Here is a 19,890-nt window from a genome sequence, read left to right on the forward strand (position 1 = left end):
GTCGCGGCGCTGCGTCATGAGGCGATCGCTCCCGGCCGGCAGTCGTGGCCCGCGTGGCCCGCGTGGCCCGCGACGACCGCGCCGGGCTCGCACACCGCGACGGAGCCCGCCGCGAACGAGGCGTCGGGAGCACTCGTAATCAGGTGGTGATCGACGATGTCCCGATTGCCGATCGTACGGGTTTCATGAATCGAACACCGCCGATCTTCAGAGGTCGCCGAGAGGGGCTGTCGAGCGTCCGCCCCGGCCCCGACCGCGCCGAGACATCCCTCGCGCGGAGCCCTGCCGCGGGGCGGGCCCGCGGCGCGTCCATCGCCGGCGCCGCCTCACCGCGCCTCCGCGGCGGACGCGCCGCGACCCGGACCGGCGCCGCGCTCACCCGATACCCACGCGCTCCTCGTTGAAGCCCTCCGTCCGCGTCATCGCCGACTGGAAGAGGCTCGCCAGCACTTCGCCGCGTTGGGAGTGTGCCAACGAATAGGCGTTTGCGGGACTGCGCCGAGACCTCGCCGTCGCTGCTGCTCAGGCGCCACGGTCGCGCCGCGGCGGCGGGGCGCCGCCGAGCTCGCCGCGAGCGCTTCCCTTCGAGAAGGCCGCCGAAGCGCTTGGGCGCGGGTCGACGGCCGAGCTTCCGCGGCCGTGCTCCTTGACAACCCTCCGGTCACGTAACATCATAAGTTGCGTGAGACGAGACAGCCGACTCTCCGGGGTGCTTCACGTCCTGCTGCACATGGCCCAGCACGAGGGGCCCTTGACGTCCGAGCAGATGGCGAAAGCCATGGACACCAATCCGGTGGTGATCCGGCGAGTCATGGCCGGTCTCCGGGAGCAGGGATACGTCCGGTCGGAGAAGGGACATGGGGGGGGGTGGTCCCTGGCGTGCGATCTCGCGAAGGTGACCCTGCGCGACATCTACACTGCGCTCGGCTCGCCCTCGCTGCTCGCCATTGGGAACCGGACGGAGACGCCCGGCTGCGCCGTCGAAGAGGCGGTCAACGCGGCTCTTAGCAAGTCGTTCGAGGCTGCGGAGTCGCTGCTTCTGTCGCGCCTCGGCGAGGTGACGCTCGCGGCCCTGGGCGAGGACGTGCGGACTCGGGTGGCTGCTCGCCCCGCGCCTCCCAGTGACATGAGATGAACGATGAAGGCGAATCCATCCACACGAGCAGGCGCCGCCGATCAAGCCATCCACGCCCCTTCCCAGCGCCGCGCCGTCCTGGCCGGCGTGTGCGTCGCCCTCATGTGAAGAAGTACATCGTGGAGGCGCCCCAAAGGCCATGAGTAGTTCACGACGAGCAGGAGCCAAACCATCATGACCGAATTCTGGGAAACCGCGTTCGCCGAGAAGCAGCTGATGTGGGGACTGGAGCCGACGACGTCTGCTTCTCTCGCGCGCGACACGTTCGCTCGAGCCGGTGTCAAGAGTGTCCTGATACCCGGCATCGGCTACGGCAGGAACGCGAAGCCGTTCCTCGAGCGCGGGATGTCAGTGGCGGGGATCGAGATCTCTGCGACGGCGATCGAGCTCGCCCGCTCGCGACTCGGTCTCGAGATCCCCATCGTCCACGGATCAGTCACCGACATGCCCTTCGACCGCCGGCAGTACGACGGCATCTTTTGCTACGGGCTCGTCTTCCTCCTGGATGCCCGCGGTCGCGAGAAGCTCATTCGAGACTGCTACCGCCAGCTGGCGCCCGGTGGGCACATGATCTTCACGATCATCTCAAAGAAGGCGCCAATGTACGGACATGGGCTCCGGCTCGGCGACGACTGGTACGAGCGCCTGCCCGGTCTTCCGATGTACTTCTACGACGCCGAGTCGGTGAAGCGGGAGTTCGGTCCGTACGGGCTCGTCGAGCTCTCCGACATCGACGAGCCTGCGGGCAGTAGCGCGACTCTCCCATTTATCAATGTAGTCTGCAGGAGGGACGCCGTGATCGTCGGCGCAGATGAAGCCGTGAGGCGGCTCCACGCCGGACAGGTTGAGGTCACGGTCGACGGCGCGCTCCGGCAAACCCAGGTGGAGGCGATCGCGAAGGCTCTCGAGACGAGCAAGACCACTATCCTGAGGATGGGCGGCTGCCAAATCACAGACCTTGGCTGCAAGGCCATCGGAGACGCTCTCCTCGCCAACACCGCGCTCAAGGAGCTGTGGCTGTTCAACAACGAGATAGGGGACGTCGGCGGCGAGGCTCTGGGAGATGTCCTGAGAAAACACGCTTCTCTCGCGACGCTGTGTCTCAACGAAAACCGAGTGGGCGATGTTGGGGCCAAGGCGATCGGAGAGGCTCTCCGAGCGTCCACTTCATTGGTCGAGCTGGGGCTCGGGCGGAACCAGATCGGCGACGTTGGCGCCGCGGCCATTGGAGAGGCGCTCGCATCCAACAGCTCGTTGATCGCGCTCAGCCTCAACCACAACCAGATCTGCGACATCGGCGCAGCGAGTGTCGGCGACGCCCTTCGCAACAACGCCTCGCTCAAGATTCTCCGGCTGCGCAACAACGCCATTGGGGACGTTGGTGCGGAGGCGGTGCGGACCGCAATCGCTATGAACACCACCTTGAGAACCGTCAACTTCGAAGAAAACCCCGCGTCCCCTGCCTTTCACGCTGGCATCAAGGCAGCCCTGGAGGGGCGTCGCCAATGAGCACGGACTCGCGCGGACGGATCCGGGGCGGCTCGGGTCGCGCGGGCATGCCTTCCCTCTTTTCGGCTGCGCATGGTGCGCACCGGTGACGGGACACGCGAGGACCGGCTCGTGGCCGTGGAGATCCTGGTGGAGTGAGATCGGCCTTCCTGCTGTTCGCTCCGCGGGAAATCGCCCGTACCCTGTCGCCATGGACTGCCCCACGTGCGCCCGCTCGAACCCGGAGGCCTATGTCTTCTGCCCGGACTGCGGCGCCCGGCTCTCCCGCGCCGCGAGCGCACACGTCGCGGATCCCGTCACCGATCCCCACGCCGCGAGCGCGCCGGCGGGGCGCTCCCTCGAGGAGCGGGTGGGGCGGCTCGAGCGCGAGGTCCAGGCGCTGCTCGAGCGGCGATCCGCGTCGATGCGCGACGAGCTACGCTGCCCCGCATGCGGCGCGAGGAAGATCCTCCACGCGCCCAAGGTCCTCGACGCGGACGCCGACGGGCGGAGCGAGCTCGCCATCGCGCAGCCGAGCGTCTGGAGCAGCCGGAGGGTCGGCAAGCTCGAGGCGTACATCTGCGCGGGCTGCATGCTGGTCGAGTGGCACGTGAGGGAGCTCGAGGGGCTCGACGAGCACGTGGAGGTGTCGGTGCTCGATGGCGAGGCGCCGCGCCAGGGACCGTATCGTTGATCGATCGCGTCCGCCTCTGGGTTCCTGCCCGGACTCCTCGCGGAGGGTGGGGCTACTGCTCCGTCGACGCCTCGGCCTCGGCGGCCGTCCGCGCCGCGCCGAGCGCCGGGGCCGCCGGCAGCGCGAGCCTGCCGACGAGGAGGCCCACCACGGCGGCCACGGCCGAGGCGAGCAGGACGCCGAGCTTGGCCGCGGCGAGCTTCGCGGGGTCGTCGAACGCGAGGCCGGCGATGAAGATCGCCATCGTGAAGCCGATGCCCGCGACGCAGCCCACGACGGCGATCCCGCGCCAGCCGACGCCGCGCGGCAGGGCGCAGACGCCGAGCCGGACCATCGCGAAGCTCGCGAGGAAGATGCCGATCGGCTTGCCGACGACCAGGCCGAGCATGACCCCGAGCAGGATCGTCCCCGAGGACGCGTGGCCGAGCGAGGAGCCGTCGACGCGGACGCCGGCGTTGGCGAAGGCGAACAGCGGCATGATGCCGTACGCGACCCACGGGTGGAGCGCCGCCTGGAGGCGGACCACGGGCGGCAGCGCCTCGAGCTGGGCCTGCCGGATCCGCCCGAGGGGCTGCAGCAGCTCGTCCGCGCGGTGGTCGTCGCGCTGGACGAGCGCGGCGACCCGGTCCACCGTGTCGCGCGCCGCGGCGAGGAACCCGTGGCTGCCGAACCAGGAGCGCACCGGCGTGAGCAGCCCGATGACGACGCCGGCGATCGTCGGGTGGACGCCGGCGCTGAGCATGCCCCACCAGAGGACGGCGCCGGGGGCCACGTAGGCGGCGGGCGAGCGGACGCCGAACCGCTGGAGCAGCCGCACCGCGAGCAGCCCGCCGCCGGCGATGAGCAGCCCGCTCCACGCGACGCCCGACGAGTAGAACAGCGCGATGACGATGATCGCGCCGATGTCGTCGATGATCGCGAGCGCGAGCAGGAGCACGCGCAGGGCAGGGGGCACGCGCTTGCCGAGCAAGGCCAGGACGCCGACCGCGAACGCGATGTCGGTCGCCGTGGGGACGCCCCAGCCGTGCCGCGAGGCGGGCGACATGTTGAGCGACAGGTAGAGGAGCGCGGGCGCCATCATGCCGCCGAGCGCCGCGGCGACCGGCAGCGCCGCGCGCTTGAGATCCGAGAGCTCCCCCTCGTGCATCTCCCGCCGGATCTCCAGGCCGACGACGAAGAAGAAGATCGTCATCAGCCCTTCGTTGATCCAGAAGTGCAGGGGCTGCGTGAACACCAGCGAGCCGGCGCCGATCGTGATCGGGAGATGCCAGAGGTGCTCGTACGCGTCGCCCCACGGAGAGTTCGCCCAGGCGAGGGCGACGACCGCCGCGATCAGCAGGACGATCCCGCTGGCGGCCTCGACGTGCAAGAAGCGCTCGATGGGGCCGAGGACGCGCTCGGCGATGCGGCGCGCGGGGGCCCAGGTTCCGGGGGCGAGCTGGGAAGGGGATCGGCTCAAAGGACCGCCAAGGCGCGAGCGACGTCGCGCAAGAGGGGAAGGCGGCCCGACCGTCCCACGAAGACCTGTCGCGGCGCTCCGCCGCCGCGACACCCGCGCGGGAGGATACTCATCCGGGCGGCCGAATCCAGCGCGAACGGGCTCGCGGACCACGTGCGCGGCGCTGGCGCCGCGCCGTCGCGGTCGCGCGCCGCTGCTCCGGGCCGCTGCTCCGGCGCTTCGCCTCCGCCGCTCGAACATCGGCAGGCGCACGGCTCCGGCGCGTGGACCAGATTCGAGGCGCCGTGTGGATCGTGAGCTGGCCTCGGCGCATGGTGCGGTCAGGGAGGTGATGGATGACGCGAGATGCCCTGGATCGCGCCGCGGTGGCGGCGTTTCTCGTCGGGCGCCACGGCGACGCTGCCCGCGACGCGGCCATCGAGGTGCGCCCGCTCCCGGGCGGGCTCTGCTCGGAGGTCGCGCTGATCACCGCGCAGCTGCGCGGCGGCGCGGGGGCGCGCCCGGTCGCGCTCGTGGCCAAGCTCGCGCACGGCGCGGCCGCGCGCGAGGCCGCCGTCTACCGGCGGCTCTCGAGGTCCGTCGCGCGGCGCTTCTCGCCCGAGCTGCTCGGCGTAGAGCGGCTCGGGCGCGGGCGCTGGCTGCTCTACCTCGAGCGGATCGAGCCGGCGCACGCCTGGCCGTGGGCCGACAGCGCGCACACGGCCCAGGTGCTCGAGCGGCTGGCGCGCCTCCACGCGACGGCGCCGGGCGCCTCCCTGCCGGCATGGGACTACGAGGCCGAGAACCTGGCCGCGGCGCGGGGCACCCTCGCGCTGGCCGAGCGCCTGCCCCGCGGCGAGGTCCCGGCGCTCGCCCGGTCGCTGCCCGCGCTGCGGCGGGTCGTGGCGGCGCTGCCCGCGATGCGCCGCCAGCTCCTCGAGATCCGGCCGCTCGGCCGCGCGGTGATCCACGGCGACGTGCACCCGGGGAACGTCATGGTCCGCCGGCGCGACGGGGTCGTCGAGCCGGTGCTGCTCGACTGGGCGCGCGCGCGGATCGGCTCGCCGCTGGAGGACGTGAGCTCGTGGCTCCAGGCCCTCGGCTATTGGGAGCCGGAGGCGCGGCGCCGCCACGACACGCTGCTCGCCGGCTACCTCTCGGCGCGCGGCCTCGCCCCGGCGCTGACCCGGCCGCTGCGCGACGCCTACTGGTTCGCGGCCGCGTCCAACGCGCTCGCGGGCGCGCTCGGGGTCCACCTCGCGCTGGCGTGCCGGGCGAGCGAGCCCGGCGCGACGCCGGACGCGCGCGCGGCCGCCGCCCGGAACGCGGCGGACTGGCTGCGCGTCATCCGCCGGGCCGACGCGTGCTGGCGCTGACGTGCTCGCGGTCGTCGAAGCGCAGGAGGACGCCGCGCTCGCCCTGCCACGAGAGCGACGTGAGGCTGGCGTTGCCTGGCCGGAACGGCTCCCAGCGCGCGGCCGGGACGCCGTGCAGCGCCCCGAGGATCTGGCCGATGACGCCCGCGTGCGTGACCACGAGCGCGCGCTGCCCCGGGTGCGCCGCGGCGATCGCGCCGATCGTCGCGAGGCAGCGCGCGCGGAACTCGCGGTAGCTCTCCCCGCCCGGCCAGCGGAAGTCGTCGTCGTCCTGGCGCAGGTTCGCCTCCCAGAGCGCGGCGTGGCGCGCCTTGACCTCCTCGATCGGCGCGCCGTCCACGTCGCCGCAGCAGATCTCGCGCAGGCCGTCGTGCGGGCGGACCGGGCCCCACGCGCCGGCCGCGATCCGCGCCGTCTCGAGCGCGCGGCTCAGCGGGCTCGCGTACACGGTGTCGAACGCCGGGCCTCTGGCGAGGCGGCGGCCCAGCGCCTCGGCCTCCTCGCGCCCGCGCGCGTCGAGCGGCGTGTCGGTCCACCCGCTCATCGGCGTCGCGGGACCGCCGCGGTTACCCGCGGTGCGGCCGTGGCGCACGAGGAACAGGAGGCAGGGTCGCATGGTCCGGGGGAGCGGGGGCGCTCGGCCAGGAGGCTAGTACCGCGGGTCAGGAGTCCCGCCAGAAGGACCGGTCGATGGCGAGCGGTCGCCGGCAACCGTAGAGATTTCCATGGTTTCAGCCTCTTTCGCCGCCGAGGGGTTCTCCTTCGCTCGCCGCCCTGCCGCCGGGCCCTTCGGTGCGCTGCGACGCTAGCGCGTGGCGCCGGGCTGCCTCAGGTGAGGAGGAACAGCGAAGTCCCAGGCTTCGGCGAGCCGTTGAGCGGGTCGATCCGTGATCGGATCGGCGTGGGCCACGAGGATCCGCTGGAGCGGCAGCGCGCGCATCTGCGCGATCGATTCAGCCACCGCCGTGCTCGCACGAGCATGCATTCGGACGTCGGGGGGCGTCCCGACTTTCTCGTAGCGTCCCGTGATGCGCGCTGCAGCTCGCCAGGTCCAGTGGTCGCGCGCGCAGGCGGACATGAGCAGATCTGCGGCGATCAGAGAGCCGCTCGCCGGGTGGAAGAAGACCGTCTCGTCGAGAAAAGGAACGCCCCTCAGCTGAATAGGGGTCAGCTCAGGGGTAGAGCGGAGATACGCGGGATCGTCCGCGCCCATGGTCGAGCGGACGCGCGGGTTGCGCGCCTCTGCAGACCTTGGTCCGACGACGAGCGCGTCCGGGTATCGAGCGGCAGTGGCCGGCGTTTGCAGGTGGTGGAATCGATTGGGCACCACGATCCAGCGCACCTTGCCGAGCGCATCGAGCGCCGCGCACACGTCGTCCGTGGGGGTGCAGGGGCTATGAACCCAGAGGGCATCGCCCGAGAGTCGAACGACGGTGGTCCTCGATCGCAGGCGAACGCCGCTGAACCATACCGGGCGTTCGGTGACCCAGATGGAGTCTGGCACGACGACCTCGAAGACGCCGGGAGCTGTCACTGGGGTAGCTTACGCTCCTTCGGGTCTCGCTGCCGGAAATCTGCTCGCAGCGCGGCCCGCAAGGCCGGGCCTACGTGAGGTTCGTGAGCGGCCCGGTGCAGTGCGCCAGCGAGCCGAACGTGGTCCGGGGGTCGCCGAACAGGTTCAAGATCGAGACGAGCAGGTTGTTGTGCGGGAGGCTCGGGTACTGGACCCAGCGCCCGGTGCGCAGGCCCCCGCCGCCGCCGGCCAGCAGGAACGGCATGTCCTTCTTCGCGTGGGTCGCCGGATCCGAGATCTCGGAGCCGAAGAAGACGACGCTCTCGTCGAGCAGCGAATGCCCGCCCATGTCGATCTTCTCCATCTCCTGCAAGAGATAGAGGTGCTGCTGCGAGTACCAGGTGTGGATGCGCGCGCACTCGACCGGCCTGTAGCCGCCGTTATGCTGGTAGAAATGGTGGTTCTCGGTCAGGTTCAGCCACGGCAACGTGTGCTTCGCCTCCGTGTCGCTCCACTGCAGGGTGCCGACCGCGGTGATGTCGCAGGCGAGCGCCATCACCAGCATGTCCGTCATCAGCTTGCCCACCCTGGGGATGGCCGCGTCGGTCGAGGCGTCCACGTTCGCGCCGTTGTCGTCCGCGTTGAGCCCCGAGCTCGGGTCGTAGTCGGACGTGTCGACCCCCGTCGGGACCCGGCAAGCGGCCGTCGCGGCCGGCGTGCTGCCGAGGCTCTGCTCGATCTCGCGGATCTTCGTCAGGTGCTGGTCGATCTTCTGCTTGTCGGCCGCGCCGAGCCGCGCGGAGAGGGCGGCGTAGCGCCCGTCGAGGAAGTCGAGGATCGATCGCTTCCGCGCGAGGCGGAGGGCGGCGTCGTCGCTGGCGCCGGGGTTCAGCGTGCCGAAGAGCTCGGTGAAGATCTCCACCGGATCGAGGCGCGGCGGGATGGGGCTGAACGGCGCGGTGTCCTCGAAATTGACGACGTTCATGGGCGACATCAGGCCGTGGGACTTGCCCGTCGCCCAGCGCACCGCGAGCTGGAGGCTCGCCTTCGCCTTCCGACCGGCGGAGATCCGGGAGGCGATCACCTGATCGATGGACGGCCCCCTCCCGTAGCCGCCGTTGCTCGCGCCCTCCTGCTCCGTGCCCGTGAGCCAGGCGATGATCCCGGCCTGGTGCTGCTCCCCGCGCGCGCTCTTCATGTCGAGGCCGTCGACGACGAGCAGCCGGTCCTGCACCGGCGCGAGCGGCGCCAGGATGGGGCCCAGGGTGAAGCTCGTCTCGGTGCCGGTCGGACGCCAGCGGTCCATCACGGTCCCGCCGGGCGTGTAGACGGCGAGGAAGCGCCGGGCGGGGGCGGGTTGCGCGTGCGCCGGGCGCTCGGTCCCCATGATCTCCAGCCACGGGAGCGCGACGGCGATGGCGCCGGCGCCGCGCAGCATGGCGCGTCGACTCAAGCGGACCTTCGACATACCCCTCGCTCCTGTCAGGCAGCCATGTAGAGGAAACCGCACGTCCGGGTGAGCTCGACGAGGAGCCGCAGGCCCGTGACCTGAGGACCAGAGCTCGTCGTCGCTCCTCGCCCGCACCGGCCACGCCGATGCCCCGTGATTCAACAATACTATTTACGAAATGACCAGAGGATTGTGGTCCGGGGCCCACCGGACCACGATGCGGGGCACGACGAGAGCGCATGCCGTACAGATGCATTTCTCCTATTATCGGGGCGGGCCTCATTGCCGCGATGCGGCATGTCTGGCTGCGGGCGGGATTCCGGCAATTCGCGTACGTCCGGCACGGCGGGCGAGCGCGGCTCTGCCATGGCCACAGGCAGCTCGGCTGTCCGAGATCGTCTTCGAGGCCGCGAAAGAGCTTGCCGACGCGGCGGCAAGGCGCAATGTCGTGGGCGGGGGACACGCCATGGGGTGCACGCAGGGACGGGCGGCCCGGAGTGACGCAGAACAGCCGGGCGACGAGCGGCGTCGGGGCGAGGAGCAGCGCGCCGGGCAGGCTGGACAAGTGGGCCTGCCGGCCAGGCCCCCGCGTGATGTCGATGTCGTGGACGAGGCCTGTCAGCAGTCGTTTCCCGCGAGCGATCCGCCGGCGTGGACGCCTGCGAGGGCCGGCCTCCCACGCAATGAGCTCGTGGCCGAGCGAGGCTCGGGAGCTGAGCTCGGCTCGGCGATGAGGCGCATGCAGCACCCCCGTCGCGGCAGCGCTCCCCGCAAGCAGCGGGGGACCTATCATGGGTGATCGAACTCGCAAGGTGGCAGCAAGCAAGTTTCGGACAGCGCTGCCGGCCGAGCTCCCGCGGCCCGTCAAGCGGGCCGGGAGCTCCCGCGGGCAGCCGCCTGCCCACGTGCGCACGATCGGGGTGGACCTCGATCCCACGGACCGGGAGCACATCCGCCAGAAGCTGGGCAGGAGGCTCAGCAAGTTCGGTGCGTCCATCGAACGCATCAGCGTTCGCCTGACGGACACCAACGGGCCGCGCGGGGGCATCGACAAGATCTGCCGGATCAAGGTGGTCCTCTCCGGGCTGCCGAGCGTCGTTACCGAGCATCGAGATGCGTCGAAGCAAGCCGCGATCGATGGCGCGCTCTCCAGGATCGAGCCGGCCGTGCGGTCGCGCCTCGGGCGTGCACGCATGAAGCCGCTGCACGGAAGAGCGTCCCGCCCGCTCGTACGCACGCGCCGAGCGCCGACGCGGGGAGTCGAGCCAGCGCGTGGATCGGCCACGCCCCGCTCCCGCGGCTCGGCCGCTTAGCGCTTCTCAATCGGCGGGAGCGCGGCTTCCGCCGTAGGCGACCCGCCACACGGTGTTGCTCTGGTCGTCGCTGACCAGCAGCGCGCCGTCCTTGGCCACCGCGACGCCGACCGGACGGCCCCACACGTCGCCGGTCCTCGTGACGAAGCCGGTCATGAAGTCCTCGTAGTACCCCTCCGCCTTGCCGTCCTTGACCGGGATGCGGATCACCTTGTAGCCGGTGCGCCGCGAGCGGTTCCACGAGCCGTGCTCCGCGGCGAAGATGTGGCCCTGGTAGTCGGCCGGGAACTGCTGGCCCGTGTAGAAGCAGAGATCGAGCGACGCCGAGTGCGACTGGATCAGCACGTCCGGCACGAGGACCTTGTCCCTCAGCTCGGGGCGCTTGCCCTCGTGGCGCGGATCCTGGTTCGGGCCGAGGTAGTACCAGGGCCAGCCGTAGAAGCCGCCCTCTTGCACGCGCGTCACGTAATCGGGGACCAGGTTGTCGCCCAGCTCGTCGCGCTCGTTCACGCTGGTCCAGAGCGCGCCGGTCGACGGCTCGATCGCCAGCCCGACCGGGTTGCGGATGCCGGACGCATAGAGCGTCTCGTCCTTGCCGTCGGGCGTGAAGGCCAGGATGCAGGCGCGGCGGTGCTCGTCCTCGTCGTCGTCGACGTTGGAGCGCGAGCCCACGGACACGAACATCCGCTGGTTGTCCTTGCTGAAGGCGATATCGCGGGTCCAGTGGCCGCCGCCGCCCACCATCTCCTTGCCCGAGGGGATGTTGGTGACCAGCGGCTCGGCCGGGCCGCTGGCCTTCGTGTCGCCCGTCTTGTAAGGGAACCTCACCACGCTGTCCGTGTTCGCGACGTAGACGTGCGTCGGCGCGTCGGTGCCCGACGGATAGAAGGCGATGCCGAAGGGGCGGTTGAGATCCTCGGCGAACGCGCTGCGGGCTTCGGCCTTGCCGTCGCCGTCCGCGTCCCGGAGCACCGTCACCCGGTCCGCCCCGCTCTCGGCCACGAACACGTCGCCGTTCGGCGCCACCTGGAGGACGCGCGGCTCGTCCAGGCCCGTGGCGAGCTCGGTGACGGTGAATCCTGACGGCACTTTGGGGAACACACCGGCTGGACGATCTGCCTTGCTCGGCCGGTTGACCACCGACTCGTCCTCGTTGGGCGGCGGGAGGTCAGCGACGGTGATCTTGCGTTTGACGCCGGGCGCGTCCGTGGTCCAGTCGCCCAGCGCGTCGGCGCCGGTGAGGATCCTGTCGGTGGGCGCTGGCTGCGGCGTGACCTCGGCGCGCTTGGGCGAGCACGCGGCCAGCGCGCCCGCGCCGGCGAACGCCAAGAGCACCCGAGCCACCCTGCGCCGGGCCCACCGGCGGTCTGTTCTTCGGTCGTCCATGACCTGTGATTGCCATTCGGATCCTCCTCTGTCCACAGCTCCTTTCAACCACCGATCAGCGACCGATGAGCCCGCCAATCTCCTCGCCTCGCGTCAGGCGCACCGGCGCCCCCGCGCGGCAGAGGACGTCGAGCAACGGGTGCGCGTGGGCGCAAGACGTGCGCCCCAGCACCCACGAAATGAAGCGGGGAAGGGGACAGGCACGCCTCCTGCTTATTGGCCTGATGTCGCGACCGGAGCCCGGAGGCGCCGCTGGCGCGCCGCGGGCTCGCGCGAACCACGAGGTCGATATGCATAGCCTACGACGACTCTGGCTGGCGCTCGCCGCCGTCATCACCCTTGGATTCTTGATCCTCGGCTTCATGGGCCGGGAGGTGTACCGCAAGGCCCCGCCGATCCCCGAGATCGTGCGGACGCCGTCCGGCCGGGTGCTGCTCACGAAGGACGATATCCTTGACGGGCAGCTGGTCTATCAGAGCATCGGCGGACAGCAGGTCGGCAGCGTCTGGGGCCACGGCGCCTACCAGGCGCCGGACTGGTCGGCCGACTGGCTCCATCGCGAGGCCGAGGCGCTCCTCTCGCTCTGGAGCCAGCGAGCGCACGGCGCGCCGTTCGCGGCGCTGCCCGACGAGGCGCAGGCCGCGCTCAAGGCGCGGCTCCAGCGGACGATGCGCGACAGCGCCGTCGACCCGGCGACCGGCGCGCTCACGATCTCCGAGGATCGCGCGCTGGCGATCGAGGAGACCGCGGCGCACTACCGCGCGCTGTTCGGCGATGAGCCGGCGCTCACCGGCCTGCGCGAGAGCTACGCGCTGCACACGGGCGCGGTCCCGGACGCGGGGCGGCGCGACAAGCTGACGGCGTTCTTCTTCTGGACCTCGTGGGCCTGCGCCGCGGAGCGCCCCGGCACCGGCGCGAGCTACACGAACAACTGGCCTCACGAGCCGCTCATCGGCAACGTCCCCACGGCCCCCAGCGTCGTCTGGTCGGTCGTGAGCATCGTGCTCTTGCTCGCGGGGATCGGCGCCCTCGTGTGGTACCACGCCTTCCGCCGCGCCGAGGACGCCGCCGCCCCCGCGCCGGCGCGCGATCCGCTGGCCGGCTGGGTGCTCACCCCGTCGATGCGGGCCGTCGGCAAGTACTGTGTCGTCGTGGTCGCGCTGCTCGCGCTCCAGGTCGCGCTCGGCGCGCTGACCGCGCATTACACGGTCGAGGGACACGAGGTCTTCGGATTGCCGGTCGCCGACTACCTGCCTTACGCGGTGACGCGCACCTGGCACGTCCAGCTCGGCGTCTTCTGGATCGCCACGGCCTTCCTCGCGGCGGGGCTCTTCCTCGCGCCGGCCGTGGGCGGGCGCGAGCCGAGGGGGCAGCGGCTCGGCGTGAACGTCCTCTTCGGCGCGCTCGTCCTCGTGGTCTTCGGCTCGCTCGCCGGAGAGTGGCTGTCGGTCAAGCAGCGCTTCGCGCTCGAGGCGTCCTTCTGGTTCGGGCACCAGGGGTACGAGTACGTCGACCTCGGCCGCGCCTTCCAGATCGCGCTCTTCGGCGGCCTCGCGCTCTGGCTCTTCCTGATGCTGCGCGCCCTCTGGCCCGCCCTCGCGCGGCGCGACGTGAGCCGGCACATCGTGCTGCTCTTCACCGGCGCCACGGTCGCGATCGGGATGTTCTACGGCGTGGGCCTGTTCTACGGCGCGAAGACGCACCTCTCGATCATGGAATACTGGCGCTGGTGGGTCGTGCACCTCTGGGTCGAGGGGTTCATGGAGGTCTTCGCCACCGCGGCGATCGCGTTCCTGTTCACGCGGCTCGGGCTCGTGCGGCCCGACAGCGCGGCGCGGGCCGCGATCCTGTCGACCTGCATCTTCCTCGTCTCGGGCATCCCCGGCACGTTCCACCACCTGTACTTCAGCGGCACGCCGGTCTCGGTGATGGCCGTCGGCGCGAGCTTCAGCGCCCTGGAGGTGGTGCCGCTCGTCCTCGTCGGGATGGAGGCGCACGAGACGTGGCGGATGCAGCACCGGAGCGCGTGGATGCAGGCCTATCGCTGGCCCATCCAGTTCTTCGTCGCGGTCGCGTTCTGGAACTTCGTGGGCGCGGGGGTGTTCGGGTTCCTCATCAACCCGCCGATCGCCCTCTATTACATGCAGGGCCTGAACACGACGCCCGTGCACGCGCACGCCGCCCTCTTCGGCGTCTACGGCCTGCTCTCGCTCGGCCTCGTGCTCGTGATGCTCCGCCGGCTGCGTCCCGAGGCGGTCTGGAACGAGGCGCGGCTCCGGGTGGCGTTCTGGGGGATGAACGCCGGGCTCGGGCTGATGATCGCGCTGAGCCTCCTGCCGATCGGCCTCGCGCAGGCGTGGGCCAGCGTCGACCGCGGGCTGTGGTACGCGCGGAGCGCGGAGTTCCTGCAGCAGCCGCTGCTCGAGGCGCTGCGCTGGATGCGCCTCGTCGGGGACAGCGTGTTCATCGCCGGCGTCGTGGCCTTCGTGGCGTTCGTCGCGGGGCTCTGGACGCGGCGGCCGGCGGGCGCCGCCTCGGCGAGGCCCGCCGCGGCCGGCGAGGCGGCGGCGATGGCCGCGCCCGCGGCGAGCCGCGCGCCGGCGGCCTGAGGCGCCCGAGGCCCGAGTCGCTGTGGGTGATGACCCAATTGGCCCCGGAGTGATTCACATGAAGGCGGGAAGGCGGGAAGATCATTGATCTCTTCTTCCCGCCTTCCCGCCTTCATGTTCAAATCCGGCCATCACCTCGCTGTGCACGAAAAGGCGAGCTGCCGGCGGAGGGGGGCCGCCGGCGCGAGAGGCGGCGAGCGACGCTTCCTGGGTCAGGGCGTGATCGTCATGATGCTGCCGTCTTCGCCGTAGGTGAGGTCGGCGAGCTCCACCGAGCGAAGCTGCCCTTCAGAACAGCAGCCGAACGCCTCCGCCGAGCGGGCCGATGTGCAGCTCCGCCCGGGTCTTCGCGCGATCGCTCTGGATCTGCCCCGTGATCCAGAGCGGTATGCCGGTGACGGCCATCGCGCCTCCGAGGCTCATGAGCACGGTGGGAAAGACCCACGCCTTCGACGCGCAACCGCAGAGATCCTCGCCGCGCGGCCGGGTGAGGAAGTACATCCCCGCTCCGACGGAGCCGAGCACCAATCCGCCGACGGAGAGGCCGACGCCCACGTCGCGCCGGGTGGTGTCGACGGGAGGAACGGGCGCGGCTTGCTCGGCCCGCGCGTCGCCCGCGAGGAGCGCGTTGCCCGCGAAGAGCACGATCGACCCGAGCGCGGCGAATCGCATGCCTGCGAGGATCCCTGGTCCCGGCGCGCCCGTCAAGGCGAGCCGCGGAGGGGCGCCCCGCGCCGGGGCGCTCGCTCCCTCAGGGCCCCTCCGGATCGAAGATGGCGTCGACATAGCGCGTCGTCTGCTCGCGCCGGCGGCGCTTGCGCTCGGCCGCGTCCTCCTCGACGTGCGCCTCGTCCGGCCTCACGCGGAAGAGCGGCTGCCCCTTCTGCACGATCGTCCCCTCGCCGCCGTCGATGAGCACCTCCTCGATCGTGCCCGAGAACGGCGCGAGCACCTTGTTGAACATCTTCATCACCTCGAGGACGTAGAGCGGATCGCCCGCCTCGAAGTGGCTGCCCTTCGCCACGAAGGGGGGCCGATCCGGCGCCTCCTGCGCGTAGAACATGCCGCCGGTGACCGCGACGATCTCGTTCGCCCGCGTGGCGGGCGGCGGCGCGAGGACCTTGCGCATCCGGGCCGCGAGCTCGCGGTCGAGCAGGCGCTCGGGGATGACGACCTCGCCGTCCTCGCGCACACGGAGCTCGAAGAAGCGCGCGGCATCGCCCGCGAGGACCAGCGCGTCGAGGAGCTCCAGCCCCGCCTGGAAGCCGAGGTGCGCGCCGCGGACCCGCCGCCAGAGCTCACCGTCCCAGCCGGGAGGCGCGGCGGGCTGCGACAGGGCCTCTCGCAGCGCGGGCCACGACGGCGCGCCGCCCGCCTGGCCCATCCGCTCGCCGAGGCGCCGGTAAAAGCCGAGCGCGCGCGCGAGGAGCGCCTCGTCGTGATCCCAGATCACGTGGGCCGCGGGGGCGTGCGGCTGCGGCGTCATGTTGAGCAGCCAGTACGTGTCCGCCAGCACCTCGACCGGGTTCTTGAGCCAGCGCACCCGCCCGGACCGGACCTCGAACGACCCCAGGTTCCGGCTGAGCCACGCCGACAGCAGGTGCGGCTCCGCGCAGATCCGCTCCACGGGGCGGCGCACGAGCGTGTCCTTGAGCGCGAACACCTTCCTGAGCCCCGCCTCCGCGCCGTCGCCGGCCTGCGCCGCGAGCCGGCGCTCGTGGCGGGCGCCGAGCTCGGCCCACATCGCGTCGAAATCGAGGCCTCCGAGCTCCGCCGAGAGCTGGCCGACCAGCGTGAGGTACGGGACCACGAAGCGCGTCGTCGGCTTCGCCCACACGTCCCGCGCGAGGAACCAGTGCACGAGCCCGTAATGAAACAGGAGGTTCGTGTGGAGATCGCTGCCCCGCAAGGTCGTCGTGCGCAGGATCTCGCAGAGCCGCAGGTAGGACTCCTCGCGGGAGCCGCCGTAGGTCACGAGGAGCGCGACGTTGCTGTCGTACGCGCCCGCGAGCCGGTAATGCATGAACACCCCGGTGTCGGGGTTCTTCACGCAGATGCCCTGATCGTCGCGGATCTCGTGCGGGTGCGGATCGCTCCAGGAGACGATGACGCCGCCCGCGTGCGGCTCCAGCGCGCCGTTCGTGGCGTTGAGGCGCGCCTCCACCGCGGACCCCTCGCGCCGGACGCGGACCGGCCGCGGCAGCCGCTCGCCGTGGCGCGCGAGCAGGACCATGCACTCGATGAGCGACGTCACCTCGAACGCGTCGGCCGGATCGGCCGGGTTCTCGAAGCGGAGGGCATAACAGAGCTCCGACACCCGGTGCTCGACCTGGATCCGGGTGTTGACCTCCATGAAGTAGTGATGATCGCCCTCGACGATGCACTCGAACGTCGAGGCCGAGTTCAGCCCAACGGCGAGCCCGAACCGCTCCGCCTCGGCCTCCATCCGGGCGAGCGAGGCGAGCTCGCGCTCGAGCGACGCCGCTCGCCGCTCGTCGCCGGCGGCGCGCGCCCGCTCGATCGCCTCGCGGAGCCCCTCCTGCGTGATCGCCACCTCGAGCAGCTTCTGCTCGTGCATCTGGATCGAGCAGTCGCGCCCGCCCAGCGCGACGCACCACGCGCCGTTGCCGATCAGCTGGATCTCGTTGTGCCGCGTCTCCTCGACGTTGAGCTCGAGCAGGATGTTCTTGTTGTCGCCGACGCCCGCGGCCTTCACCTCCGCGAGGACCTCCCGCGCCAGCGCGGGGACCTCGGCCGCCCGCGCGCGCGCCGCGGCCTCCGGCTCCGCCGCGCCCTGGGCGACGCCGGCGAGGAGCCGCTGCCCCTTGCCGCCGCCGCCGCCGATGGCCTTGAGCCGGATCCGCCGCCCCGGGTGGCGGGCGAGGAGCTCGGCCGCGCCCCGCTCGAGCTCCGCGCAGAGCTCGTCGGTCGTGTAGAGGTCCACGCGCGCCGCGTAGGCCGCCGCGAGCAGCGCGTCCGCCGCCTCGGCGAGGGGGACGCCCTCGGCGAGCCGCGCCGCGGCGCCCGGGTCGCGCAGCAGCCCGCGCTCGGCAGCGGCCGCGCGCAGGGCCGCGTGATCGGGCCACCTGCGGAGCACGATCCGCCGGGTCGCGTCGTCGATGCCGGGCGTCACGCTGACCGCGGTCGCGAGCGCCGTGCGCTTCGCCTCGTCCTTGAGCCCGGCCGCGCGCTGGACCGACGAGCGGGGGCCGATGAAGACGAGCCCCGCCTCCTCGAGCGTGCGCACGAACTCCTCGTCTTCGGCCATGAAGCCGTACCCCGCGAACACGTGCGTGTAGCCGCCGGCCCGCGCGATCGCGACGATCTCGTGCATCAGCTTGACGCGCTCGTCCTTCGTCGCGCCGGTATAGTCCTTGACCCGGTGCACGTGCGCCGGGTGGATGCACCGCAGCTCGGGCGCCAGCGCGTGCGTGTAGACGATCGAGTCCTTCTCCGAGAGGAGGATGCCATAGTGCTCGATCCCCATCTGGGCGAAGACGTCCATCGCCTCTTTGCGGATTGGACCCCGGCCGACGATCAGCGGCCGCACGTCGTCGGCGGCGAAGGACCGCGCCCACGCCGAGCTCGCTCGGCCGAGCCGGCGGTCGCGCACCACCATCGGATTGCGGTCGTAACCGCGCGTGCTCCCGAACCCATCCATGCTCAATGAAACTCCCGCTGAACCCCGGTGAACGGCCCTGGCTGGTAATGGCGGAGCAAGAACTCCAGGTTCTCTCCGATCACCGCGCGGAGCTCGCGCGGCATCACGAGCCGCGAGATGGAGCCCAGGCTGAGCCCCTCGCGCGGGTTCATGAGCTCCCGCTCGTACCGCGCGCCGAACTCGGCCTCTCTGGCCTTCAGCCACGCCGCGGCCTCCTCGCGGGCCTCGGCCTTCGCCTTCGCCTCGTCCAGGCCGCGGCCGAGCCGCTCCTTGACGCCCGCCTTCTCCCTGGCGCTCGCCTGCGCGCGCACCTTGCGGAGCTCGTCCTTGTAGACGAACTCCTTGCCGGCGGGCCCCATCACGGCGACGCGCGTCGTGGGGAGCGCGAGGACGACGTCCGCGCCGGTCGCGTAGTTGTTGAACGAGGCGTAGGCGCCGCCGAACGCGTTGCGCACGAGCAGCAGGATGCGCGGGGTGCGCACGTCGATGATCGCGTCGAGCATCGCCCGGCCGGCCTGCACGATGCCCATCGCCTCTTGCTCCCGGCCCGGGAGGAAGCCGGTGGTGTCCTCCATGAAGAGGAGCGGGATGTTGTAGAGGTTGCAGAAGCGGATGAAGCGCGCGTTTTTGTACGCGGCCGCCACGTCGATCTGCCCCGAGGCGACCGCGCTGTTGTTGGCCACGAAGCCGACGACGCGCCCGCCGATCCGCCCGAACGCGGTGATCGTGTTGCGCGCGCGCTGCGGCTGCACCTCGAAGTAATCGCCGTGATCGCAGATGCGCTGGATGATGATGCTGATATCGAGCGGCGTGTTGAAGCCCGTGGGCGACGAGAGCGCCCTGCGGAGCAGCGTGTCGATCTCGGTCGTCTCGCGGTCGAGCGGATCGCTCGTCCGCTGGAACGGCGGGCTCTCGCGGTTGTTGCTCGGCAGGTAGCCGAGCAGGCGGACGGTGGTGCGCAGCGCGCCGACCTCGTCCGGCACCGTGAGATCGGCCACGCCCGAGGCGCCGTGGACCCGCGGGCCGCCGAGGTCGTCGGGCGAGACCACCTCGCCGAGGACCGATTTGACGACCGCCGCCCCGGTGAGGCCGAAGAACGTCCCGCCCGGCTGGATGACGAAGCTGCCCTGCCGCGGCAGGTAGGAGCCGCCGCCGGCGTTGAACCCGAACATGCACATGATGCTCGGCACCACGCCGCTGATCTTGCGCAGCGCCGCGAACGCCTCGGCGTAGCCGTCGAGCCCGCCGACCCCCGCGGGGACGTAGGCGCCGGCGCTGTCGTTGAGGCCGATGAGCGGGATCCCGCGCTCTCCCGCGAGATGGAACAGCCGCGCGAGCTTGCGGCCGTTCGTCGCGTCCATCGACCCGGCGCGGACCGTGAAATCGTGGCCGTAGAGCGCGACGTCGCGGCTGCCGATGCGCAGGATCGCCGTGACCAGCGAGGCGCCGTCCAGGTTCGGCCCCCAGTTCTCGAAGAGCACGCGCGGCGGCTCGGGGGTCAGCACGCGGATGCGCTCCCAGATCGTCATCCGGCCTTTGCTGTGCTGCCGGATGATGTTCTCCGGGCCCGCGGAGACATAGGGCCGCCGGCGGAGCTCCTCGGCCTCCCGGAGCGCGGCGTCGTACGCCGAGGCCGGCGCGGCCGCCCCGCCGGGCGCCTCGTCGAGCGGATCGTCGAGCGAGGGCACGACGGCGGCGGGCTTCGTCACGAGTTCGTTGCGATCAAGGGGGCTCATGGACAGGCGCGCCACTCTACCATGGCGCGATCTCGCGGCGCACGCCGCGCGCCCAGCGAGGCGCGCGCCCGTCGCGGCGTGTGGGGCGCGG

Annotated in this window: 15 protein-coding genes and 1 pseudogene; 7 read left to right on the plus strand and 9 right to left on the minus strand. The window is 71.5% G+C overall.

Features of this window, described 5'->3' with window-relative positions; translation table 11 throughout:
• The first annotated feature begins 682 nt into the window (after nucleotides 1–682).
• Entirely contained in the window at nucleotides 683–1,135 is a 453-nt protein-coding gene (locus tag WME98_RS44555; RefSeq protein WP_044986266.1) for an Rrf2 family transcriptional regulator, read from the plus strand.
• A gap of 41 nt (nucleotides 1,136–1,176) precedes the next feature.
• On the opposite strand, the gene WME98_RS44560 is transcribed toward WME98_RS44555, so the two are convergent.
• A complete protein-coding gene (locus WME98_RS44560) occupies nucleotides 1,177–1,311 on the minus strand; it encodes a hypothetical protein (protein ID WP_437947692.1) in 135 nt (44 codons plus the stop codon).
• Between WME98_RS44560 and WME98_RS44565 the strand changes: the two are divergent.
• The 3 genes and pseudogenes from WME98_RS44565 to WME98_RS44575 all read left to right on the plus strand — a co-directional run.
• Nucleotides 1,310–1,927 (plus strand): annotated as a pseudogene (locus tag WME98_RS44565) (class I SAM-dependent methyltransferase); the annotation flags it as partial. The gene WME98_RS44560 and the pseudogene WME98_RS44565 sit on opposite strands and share 2 nt — an antisense overlap.
• Nucleotides 1,928–2,068: 141 nt before the next feature.
• Nucleotides 2,069–2,644: a hypothetical protein gene (locus tag WME98_RS44570; RefSeq protein WP_437954097.1), complete on the plus strand. Its 576-nt coding sequence runs from the start codon at nucleotides 2,069–2,071 to the stop codon at nucleotides 2,642–2,644.
• 190 nt (nucleotides 2,645–2,834) lie between these two features.
• The gene (locus WME98_RS44575) at nucleotides 2,835–3,317 is read left to right on the plus strand and encodes a hypothetical protein (protein WP_437947693.1); all 483 of its coding nucleotides are present in this window, start codon (nucleotides 2,835–2,837) and stop codon (nucleotides 3,315–3,317) included.
• Nucleotides 3,318–3,369: 52 nt separating this feature from the next.
• On the opposite strand, the gene nhaA is transcribed toward WME98_RS44575, so the two are convergent.
• Nucleotides 3,370–4,776, minus strand: a complete 1,407-nt coding sequence (nhaA, locus tag WME98_RS44580; RefSeq protein ID WP_437947694.1) for a Na+/H+ antiporter NhaA — start codon at nucleotides 4,774–4,776, stop codon at nucleotides 3,370–3,372.
• A 335-nt stretch (nucleotides 4,777–5,111) separates the two neighbouring features.
• On the opposite strand from nhaA, the gene WME98_RS44585 reads away from it, so the two are divergent.
• Nucleotides 5,112–6,131, plus strand: coding sequence for a phosphotransferase family protein (locus tag WME98_RS44585; RefSeq protein ID WP_437947695.1), 1,020 nt, complete (start codon nucleotides 5,112–5,114; stop codon nucleotides 6,129–6,131).
• On the opposite strand, the gene WME98_RS44590 is transcribed toward WME98_RS44585, so the two are convergent.
• The 3 genes from WME98_RS44590 to WME98_RS44600 all read right to left on the minus strand — a co-directional run bounded on the left by WME98_RS44590 (nucleotide 6,100) and on the right by WME98_RS44600 (nucleotide 9,082).
• Nucleotides 6,100–6,747: a histidine phosphatase family protein gene (locus tag WME98_RS44590; RefSeq protein ID WP_437947696.1), complete on the minus strand. Its 648-nt coding sequence runs from the start codon at nucleotides 6,745–6,747 to the stop codon at nucleotides 6,100–6,102. The two genes, WME98_RS44585 and WME98_RS44590, sit on opposite strands and share 32 nt — an antisense overlap.
• 189 nt (nucleotides 6,748–6,936) lie before the next feature.
• Nucleotides 6,937–7,665 (minus strand): DUF4336 domain-containing protein, encoded by a 729-nt coding sequence (locus tag WME98_RS44595; RefSeq protein ID WP_437947697.1) that lies wholly within the window; start codon nucleotides 7,663–7,665, stop codon nucleotides 6,937–6,939.
• A 70-nt stretch (nucleotides 7,666–7,735) separates the two neighbouring features.
• Nucleotides 7,736–9,082: a DUF1552 domain-containing protein gene (locus WME98_RS44600; RefSeq protein WP_437954098.1), complete on the minus strand. Its 1,347-nt coding sequence runs from the start codon at nucleotides 9,080–9,082 to the stop codon at nucleotides 7,736–7,738.
• A gap of 803 nt (nucleotides 9,083–9,885) precedes the next feature.
• On the opposite strand from WME98_RS44600, the gene WME98_RS44605 reads away from it, so the two are divergent.
• A complete protein-coding gene (locus WME98_RS44605) occupies nucleotides 9,886–10,407 on the plus strand; it encodes an HPF/RaiA family ribosome-associated protein (RefSeq protein ID WP_437947698.1) in 522 nt (173 codons plus the stop codon).
• 6 nt (nucleotides 10,408–10,413) lie between these two features.
• Here the strand turns inward: WME98_RS44605 and WME98_RS44610 are convergent, their stop codons facing one another.
• A complete protein-coding gene (locus WME98_RS44610; RefSeq protein ID WP_437954100.1) occupies nucleotides 10,414–11,751 on the minus strand; it encodes a PQQ-dependent sugar dehydrogenase in 1,338 nt (445 codons plus the stop codon).
• Between the two features lie 332 nt (nucleotides 11,752–12,083).
• On the opposite strand from WME98_RS44610, the gene WME98_RS44615 reads away from it, so the two are divergent.
• Entirely contained in the window at nucleotides 12,084–14,402 is a 2,319-nt protein-coding gene (locus WME98_RS44615; protein WP_437947699.1) for a nitric-oxide reductase large subunit, read from the plus strand.
• A 288-nt stretch (nucleotides 14,403–14,690) separates the two neighbouring features.
• Here the strand turns inward: WME98_RS44615 and WME98_RS44620 are convergent, their stop codons facing one another.
• From WME98_RS44620 to WME98_RS44630, 3 genes are all read right to left on the minus strand, one after another.
• The gene (locus tag WME98_RS44620) at nucleotides 14,691–15,074 is read right to left on the minus strand and encodes a hypothetical protein (RefSeq protein ID WP_437947700.1); all 384 of its coding nucleotides are present in this window, start codon (nucleotides 15,072–15,074) and stop codon (nucleotides 14,691–14,693) included.
• 79 nt (nucleotides 15,075–15,153) lie between these two features.
• Entirely contained in the window at nucleotides 15,154–18,063 is a 2,910-nt protein-coding gene (locus WME98_RS44625; RefSeq protein ID WP_437947701.1) for a biotin/lipoyl-containing protein, read from the minus strand.
• Between the two features lie 2 nt (nucleotides 18,064–18,065).
• Nucleotides 18,066–19,799: an acyl-CoA carboxylase subunit beta gene (locus tag WME98_RS44630; protein ID WP_437947702.1), complete on the minus strand. Its 1,734-nt coding sequence runs from the start codon at nucleotides 19,797–19,799 to the stop codon at nucleotides 18,066–18,068.
• Between the last annotated feature and the right edge of the window lie 91 nt (nucleotides 19,800–19,890).

Origin of the sequence: Sorangium sp. So ce296, assembly GCF_051529605.1 — a bacterium.
GTDB classification, from domain to species: Bacteria; Myxococcota_A; Polyangia; order Polyangiales; family Polyangiaceae; genus Sorangium; species Sorangium cellulosum_D.